The 6,575-nt window shown below is 71.9% G+C and carries 6 protein-coding genes; 3 read left to right on the forward strand and 3 right to left on the reverse strand.

The window, feature by feature from the left end; translation table 11 throughout:
* Positions 1–1,857 precede the first annotated feature (1,857 nt).
* Both OP86_RS31855 and OP86_RS31860 read left to right on the forward strand, forming a co-directional pair.
* Positions 1,858–2,700 (forward strand): hypothetical protein, encoded by an 843-nt coding sequence (locus OP86_RS31855; protein WP_157849904.1) that lies wholly within the window; start codon positions 1,858–1,860, stop codon positions 2,698–2,700.
* Positions 2,700–3,317: a hypothetical protein gene (locus tag OP86_RS31860; protein WP_030062445.1), complete on the forward strand. Its 618-nt coding sequence runs from the start codon at positions 2,700–2,702 to the stop codon at positions 3,315–3,317. Before OP86_RS31855 ends, OP86_RS31860 begins: the two co-directional genes overlap by 1 nt.
* A gap of 91 nt (positions 3,318–3,408) precedes the next feature.
* Here the strand turns inward: OP86_RS31860 and OP86_RS31865 are convergent, their stop codons facing one another.
* The 3 genes from OP86_RS31865 to OP86_RS31875 form a co-directional block, all read right to left on the reverse strand.
* Positions 3,409–4,161, reverse strand: coding sequence for a hypothetical protein (locus tag OP86_RS31865; protein WP_033334311.1), 753 nt, complete (start codon positions 4,159–4,161; stop codon positions 3,409–3,411).
* Positions 4,162–4,361: 200 nt separating this feature from the next.
* A complete protein-coding gene (locus OP86_RS34395; protein ID WP_245231847.1) occupies positions 4,362–4,754 on the reverse strand; it encodes a ribosomal protein L7/L12 in 393 nt (130 codons plus the stop codon).
* 144 nt (positions 4,755–4,898) lie between these two features.
* The gene (locus tag OP86_RS31875) at positions 4,899–5,258 is read right to left on the reverse strand and encodes a hypothetical protein (RefSeq protein ID WP_030062442.1); all 360 of its coding nucleotides are present in this window, start codon (positions 5,256–5,258) and stop codon (positions 4,899–4,901) included.
* A 384-nt stretch (positions 5,259–5,642) separates the two neighbouring features.
* Here OP86_RS31875 and OP86_RS31880 point away from each other — a divergent pair, with 384 nt between their 5' ends.
* Positions 5,643–6,527, forward strand: coding sequence for a leucine zipper domain-containing protein (locus OP86_RS31880; RefSeq protein ID WP_157849905.1), 885 nt, complete (start codon positions 5,643–5,645; stop codon positions 6,525–6,527).
* The last annotated feature ends 48 nt before the right edge of the window (positions 6,528–6,575 follow it).

Here is a 6,575-nt window from a genome sequence, read left to right on the forward strand (position 1 = left end):
GAATTGTGGGGTGTGGGGTGTGGGGTGTGGGGTGTGGGGTGGCGGGGGTCGGTGTTCGGTTTGGTGGGGGCCGGGCTGCGCCCTGGTCGCCGTGGGCCTGCTGCCGGCCCAAGGGCACCACCACCCCTACGACGGGCACGGCGCGGGGCCCAGCCCGGCCGACTGCCACCCGTCGTCCGGTTCGCCGGGTGGCTCCGTTCGGGCCTGCTGCGCCGTCGTCGCCGTGCCTTGGTCGCCGTGCCCGCCGGCGGGTGGCTGCGGTCCAGATCGCGCCCGTCCGGGCTGGGCCCCGGGCCGTGCCGTTCGGGGCGGGGCCTGTTGCGCCGTCGTGCGCTGTCGTTCCGGCTGTCGTTCGGGGTTGTGGGGTTTGTGGGGTTGTGTCATTGGGGTGCTGTTTTTCCTGGTGGCGGGGTGTTCTGTGGGCTTGTGGGGCGTGTAGGGCGGCCGTTGCGGCCGCGGTCCCGGGCCAGCTGTGCTCGCTTTGGCCTGCTGTGCCCTGGCCGGAGCTGCGCCGCTGTTCGGGCGGTCGGGCTGGGCCCCGCCTGCCTGCTTGCCGGGCCGCCGTCCCGTTCCGGGTGGCGCTGCGCCGCCGTCCGGGGTTGCCGGGCGCCGCTGTGGTCGCCCCCGTTGTGCTTTCGGCGGCTTGGCTGTGCCGTCGTCCGGGTCGGAGGGCTGGGTGGCCGTCAGGCCGCCCTGGAAGCCACCGTGGTGTCGTTCTGGGTGGGGGGTGGGTGTTGTCGCGCCTGCTGTCGCGCCGCTTGTCGTGTGGGGTGCTGTCGCGGGCTGTGACGTGGGTGGATACCCCTCAGCCCGTGTGTGTGGTGGGGGCGTGACAGGTGGGTGCGACAGGGTGCCGGGGTGGGGCCGCGGGCGACGTTCGGGTGGTGGCCGCCGGGCGTTGCCGACCGCCGGGTGTGGGCTGGCCCGGGCCGCCGTCCGGGGCCGGCCTTCTCCTGGTGGTGAGGCCCGGCAGCCTGGTGGTTGGTGGCCTGGTGGGGGAGTGCGGGGTGCGACGCGGGGGTGCGGCGGGGTGCAACACGGGGCCGTGTTGCGGGTCTGACCAGAGGTTATGCGGTTGGGAGGGGCCCGGCTGGGCGTGTTGCACGCGCTGCGCCGGTCCGCCGGCCTCGGCTCCCGCCCGCGCCGCCCGGCGCTGCGCCCCGCCCTGGTGGCTCTCTGGCCGCCGCCCTGGTCCGGCGTTCGGTTTGTGTCGCCATCTCGGGAATTGCTCGGTTGACGCCGGGCGGGATTTCCTGGTTGGTCTGGAGTGGCGGTCGTCGTGTCGGTGGTGAGGGCCGCAGGCCCCTTTTCTGCGCGTCTGAATTCGATTCCTCGCCGCTGCGCTCTGAATGGCTTTCGGACTGCTGCCTGAAAGGAAGCGGAAGGGAATTCGCATTCCCGTCGAAAGTGCCGCCGGATAGAGCCGGGATGGACGGTTGTCGCGAGGTCGCCTGTTCGCGTCTCGTGCCCGTCCGGGAACCGGTACGATAGAGCTGTACGGAGGTCAGGGAAACGCCGCCGGATACGCTTAGGATCCGGTCCGGAGTCTGAGATTGAGGGCCCGTCAGGGACCGCCGTGCGGGGCGCCCGCGAGGGGCCACCGGCCGGGACCGGGGGAGGGCCCCTGGGGGTGGGTGCGAATCTGCGGTTTGTTGTCACTGGGGGATCAGCTGGTGTCACTGGCCCTTGTTGGTGGTGGCGTGTGGGGGCGGGGGAGTCGTGGGTGTCACCGGGGTGCGGATGTGTGGTGACATCAGGAGACGCCACCCGGTGACATCATGATGCAGATCCCTACGCCAGCCGTCGGCCCGCAGGGCCTCGGCTCTGGATGTCGGGTGTCCGGTGTTCAATACCGGGGTGGTGGACTGGGCACGCATACGTGACAGCAGTTTCGATGTCGATCGCGTCCCAGCGCTCCTGGCGAGGCTGGAACGCCGGGACGACGCGGATGCGTGGCAGGAGCTGGGCTGGCGGCTCGTCCTCGAGGGCGACCTGGTCTTTCCGGCCGGCTTCGCCGCCCTGCCGCAGCTGGTGAGCCTCGCGCCGCGCAGCGCGCAGGCGCGCGCCTTGGCGGGGCGGATCCTCGAGCGCGCGGCCGGGCACCACGGCTGCGACGACCTGCTGGCGGACTGCGCCGGCACGATCGCGGAGTTCGGCGAGGCGCTGGACCGGCACCTGCGGTCGCGGCCGGCCGACTATCTCGTCTCCTTCCGCGCTCTGCTCGCCGTCGCACAGGAGTACCACTGGGCGAACGCCCTGGAGGGCTTCACAGATGACATCTACGAGCTGGAATGCCCGCACTGCGCTGCGGAGATGAAGATCGCCGTCGGCCGGTTCGGGTGCTACGCGCAGGTGTGGGACGGCGACGAGGAACTGCGACGGGACCTGCGACCGGCCGTCGCCGAGGAACTCACCGGGACCGGCCGGTGGATGCACCGGACCGCGGTCCGCGACGGGCAGGAGACGCTCGCCGACGGGATCGCCCACCTCTTCGGCGACGCGCAATGCCCGGTGTGCGCCAGCGTCTTCAACATCGCGGACGAGTACACCCACGCCAACCGTCCGGCCGCATTCATCGATCGGGTCCCCTCCTCGGCCCAGGACACCGGAGCGGGCGCATCCCCCAGCCACCCGGCAGACGGTGTCGGTACGAGGCCCTACGCTGCGCCCGGAACGAAGCCGCGCAGACAGGGACCGTGATGGCGTTGACGTTGGATGAGGCCGTGGAGCAGCTCGGCCACCGGTTGTCGCCGAAGCGGCGTTCCGCCGCGACGCGGCTGCGCCGGCTTGCCGACCCCGCAGCGGGTCCGCCGCTGCTGGAGGCCCTTCAGCGGGAGGTGCGTGATCCCCGCACGTGGGAGACCCAGTATCAGATCGTCATGGCGCTCGGGATGTGCAGTCACCGCCCCGCGCTCGGCCTGCTCCGGGAACTCGCCCAGCGCCCCTTCGAAACCACCTCGGTGTACACCGCGATCGGCGACGCCATCGTGCGGCTGAGCGCTCCCGCGGCCACAGGCGATTCCCTGCGCTGGTGCCTGGACAGCGGAACCCCGATGCTCGCCGACGGCGCGTTGCGTGCCGTGGCGATGCAGCGGCTGTGCCTGGACACGGCCACGATCGACCACGTCCTGGACTTCCTTGAGCCTTTGGACCCCCACGACGGTCTCCGGTTCTGGGCCGCAGCTGCCGCAGCGGGTTGGCCGAGGCCCCAGGTTACGAGGTTTCTCCACGAATGCGCAGCCGGTCCCCGGTCCGATGTGGCCGGTGCAGCCGCCTCGTCCTTGCAGGGCAAGTACCAGTCCTACTCGCCCTTGTAGCAATTCGGCCGATCCACGTTCGACGGTGCGCCGGTGGCTGTTCGCGGTCGGTGGCTGGCCTCGTGGTTCCCGCAGCCCTGGTGGGGGCCGGTCAGCGGCCGGCCAGGTGGCGGGAGGCGAGGTGGGCTTCCTCGAGCTGGGCGGTGGTGAGGCGTCGGGCTTCCCAGATGACGGCGGCCACGTCGGCGGCCCGTGGGTGCAGCGGCGGCAGGTCGTCCGGCAGGCGGACGCCGCCGGCCGCCGCGAGGTCGGGGGCGGGAATGCCGAGCAGGCCCGCGAAGCCGGCGACCAGTTCGGGGGTCACTTCGACGGTGCCTCGGCCGATCCCGCCGATGGTGGGGGCCGACAGGTAGATCCGCCCGCCGGTCACCGCGTACAGGGCCTTCGCCGTGCATAGCCAGGTGAGGTTCCGGCTGTGCGTGAGTTCCAGGAGCACCGCGCCGAGGCCCGGCTCGTACCGGTGGTGCGGCCGGTCGGTCCCGCCCCGTCCCTCCCGCGATACAAGGGGCTGCGCCCGGATCGCGTCCAGCAGCAGCCGCCGGTTCTCGGCGGGCATGACCATCGTGTTGTAGACGACGGGGCTGACCGACCAGTGCGGATTGCGGGTGACCGGTGTCAGGTCGTCGGGTACCGGCTGCCCGGCCAGGACGAAGAGGTCGGCGGCGTGCAGGCTGAGCACCGGCCCGAGGTCCCTGAGCAGCCGTTCGGTCGGCGGCCGCCCGCCGAGTACGGCCTGCAGCTCCTCCAGGCCGGTGCCGCCCGCCGTCGAGAGCACGCAGGCGTCGAGCGTCCGGTGCCCCATCAGGCGCGCCAGCAGCGCACCGAACTCCAGCACTCCTGTCATTCCGTCAGCCTATCGACCTGCGCACAGGCCATCTGGAGCCCGCCCGGCGGCCCGTGTTGCACCGGCGTCCGGCGTCGGCCGGGTCCGGACGTCCTGGCCGCCCGCGCGAGTCCTGCCGGCTCGCGGCTGCCGGGTGGTGTTGGGCCTGTGCTCATGGTTTCCGTGCCAGGCTCGGGCCTGCGGTCGGCGGCACAGGGTTTTCAGGGGCTGGGGTGGGCGGTGTGTCCGGGCAGGGGGCCGTGGACGGCGCAGAAGCTGCAGTCGCAGCTGGTCAGGGAGTTGGCCGGGCAGTGAGCGGTGGGCCAGTACAGGGACGTGCAGGGGCTGGGATCGACAGGGGTGTCGCCGTCGGGCAGGGTGCGCTGGCACCAGCCGCACCGGATCGCGGTCGGTAGGCCGGCCTGGCGCAGGTGCTGCGCCGCGCGAGCGGCGATGTCGAACGGGATGCCCGACCGGACGGTGGCGGGCGCGCTGTCCAGCAGCTGCCGGCTACGCCACAGGCTCAGCCCGGTCACTGTGCGGACCGCTTTGAGGGCTGTCGGGTCGTGAGGGGAGGTGCCGGTCAGCAGAACTGTGAAATCCGGATCCTCCACGGATCCCCCTTGTCGGTCGGTGTTGTGCCCGGTTGCCAGTCAATCGCCCTGGCCGCCTGCCGGGCCATGGGTTTTCGCTCGTCTGGTTCCGCCAGTGCACCCCTTCCCGCCCGTACCCCATGGGTGGGCGAGTGTCGCCAGGTGTCAGGTCTGTTGCAGGCCGGGGCTGAAGAGGGATCGGAGATGTTCGGGGAGGTCAGGGTGGTTGTGCCAGGGGGCGGCGAGGGCGCATAGGGCGGCCCAGACGGCATACGCGGCGGGTACCGGGTCGGGCTGGTCCAGGTGATGCCACAAGGCGCGGCACAGGTGCTGGGAGGTGGCGAAGACTGACTGAGCAGCGTCTCGGATAACGGCGCTCTGGTCTTCGCGCAGGAGAGCCGGGGTGCCCGGAACACGGATGGTGGGGCCAATGGCGTGGTAGGCCCGACCGTCGATGAAGGTGTGCAGGTCCTTCAGCTGCTGCCGGGTCGGCAGCGCTGACTCGGGTGCAGCGGGTGCGGTCATGGCTGGCACGCTATCGGCTCCGGGCCATCCGGCGACGGGCCCCGGCCAGCCCTTCGCTGTCCCAGCGGTACCGGGGAATCACGCCCGGCCATGCTGCTGCGCCTGGACTGCCCGCCGCTTTCAAAGGCGGAAGGCCATATGGCTGCCCGGCCGACTATCGGGACCTGTAGGAAGCCGTCCATGGCCACGGGGCCCTACCCGCGACCTGCCCGGTCGAAGCGGACGAGGACGAGACGTCCTTTCCAAACCGTGCCCCTACCGCACGCCCCGCCCTGGTGTCAGCGGAATGCCGATTGCGGTGTCACGCCTGTGCAGAGTCCGGCTTCCTGGGTCCAGGACGCCTGTGCACAGGGGCACGGGTTCTCGCGGCGTCGGGGGGTGGAGGTGGTGCTCGTGCCGGAGGAGGACGGGCCGGCCGGCGCGGGGCCGGTGGTGCCGGTTGCGTTGGCGCGGCAGCAGGCGGTGGACCGGCTACTCGCCCTGGATGCACGGGGTGAGCTGGCGACCGGCCATGTGCGGCTGGTCGCGGACGCGGTGGGGGTCTCGCTGCGCACGGTGTGGCGCTGGCTGGCCGCTGCCCGTGCCGAGGGGCGGACCGGTGCGAGGCAGCGGGAGCGTTTCATGGTCACCCCGCAGTTGCATGCCCGGCTCGTTCTGTGGTGCGGGAACGCGGCCGCAGTGCACCGCGAGCTCCTCGCCGAGGCCCGCGCCGCCGATGACGACGCGGGCGAGGCCGTGTCGGTGGCGGTGCCGTCGCTGGCGGCGCTACACCGGGCGATCCGCCGGGACCTGAACCCGGGCCAGCGCGCGGCCCTGACCGGCGGAGAGCAGGCTCGGCGCCGCCACGACGTGCACCTGCGCTGGCCCCGCCAGTGGCGCAACGCCTGCTGGGAGGGCGACCACAAACACGTCCCGGTCGAGGTCGACCTGCACGGCGAGCTGGTGTGCCCGTGGGTGACCTGGTTCATCGACTGCGCCACGAACGCCGTCACCGGCGCCGCCATCACCCCGCACACCCCGTCCTGGGACGCGATCCTGGCAGCGCTGCGCACCGCGATCTCCCGCGACGAACCCGACGGCCCTTACGGGCCCATAGGTAGCCTGCCGGCCCTGGTGCGCATCGACCGCGGCAAGGACTTCCTCTCCCGCACCGTCGCCTCCGCGCTCGGCGCCCTCGCTATCCCCGTGCACGACCTGCCGGCTTACAGCCCGCACCTGAGAGTGCAGTACGCGACCTTATGTCTGGCTTGTCATCGCTCGATGGGGTGACATTGGGGCATCGTTGCCGGTCAAGCGTTCGTGATTCGCTTGGGTGGC

Origin of the sequence: Streptomyces novaecaesareae, from assembly GCF_000716875.1 — a bacterium.
Classification (GTDB): domain Bacteria; phylum Actinomycetota; class Actinomycetes; order Streptomycetales; family Streptomycetaceae; genus Kitasatospora; species Kitasatospora novaecaesareae.

Coding starts and splice junctions, on each gene's coding strand:
- OP86_RS31860 (WP_030062445.1), top strand. CDS start 2,700: ATGGCGTTGACGTTGGATGAGGCCGTGGAGCAGCTCGGCCACCGGTTG.
- OP86_RS31865 (WP_033334311.1), bottom strand. CDS start 4,161: ATGACAGGAGTGCTGGAGTTCGGTGCGCTGCTGGCGCGCCTGATGGGG.
- OP86_RS31875 (WP_030062442.1), bottom strand. CDS start 5,258: ATGACCGCACCCGCTGCACCCGAGTCAGCGCTGCCGACCCGGCAGCAG.